The following is a 475-nucleotide window of genomic DNA, read 5'->3' on the forward strand; positions in this document are numbered from 1 at the left end:
TGGCGGATTCTAGGGGTCGATGCAACACCCGTGGTCAGCTGGCTATCAGTAAATCACGAAGTTGCTCTGCGGGAGTGTTCCAGCCGAGGGTTTTGCGTGGTCGGGCGTTGAGTTGCTGGGCGACGCGTTCCAATTCTTCCGGGGCATGGACAGACAGGTCGGTGCCTTTGGGGAAGTATTGACGTAGCAGGCCGTTGGTGTTCTCGTTGGAGCCGCGTTGCCAGGGGCTGTGGGGGTCGCAGAAGTAGACGTCCATGTCGGTGGCGATGCTGAAGGCCTTGTGCTTGGCCATTTCCACGCCTTGGTCCCAGGTGAGCGATCCGCGCAGGTGCGCGGGTAGGGAGCCCATGGTTTTGATCAGGCCGTCGCGCACAGTTTCGGCGGTGTGGTCGCCGGGCAGGTGGACGAGCATGACGTAGCGGGTGGTGCGTTCCACGAGGGTGGCGATGGCCGTTTTGTTGTGGGCCCCGGTGAT

Annotated in this window: 1 protein-coding gene; it reads right to left on the reverse strand. The window is 62.1% G+C overall.

From position 1 onward, the window contains the following. Positions 1–34: 34 nt before the first annotated feature. Positions 35–475 (reverse strand): IS30 family transposase (locus tag HGO92_RS23230; RefSeq protein WP_169999124.1); only part of this gene is annotated, 441 nt, incomplete at its 5' end.

The organism is Crystallibacter degradans, from assembly GCF_012952295.1.
GTDB classification, from domain to species: Bacteria; Actinomycetota; Actinomycetes; order Actinomycetales; family Micrococcaceae; genus Crystallibacter; species Crystallibacter degradans.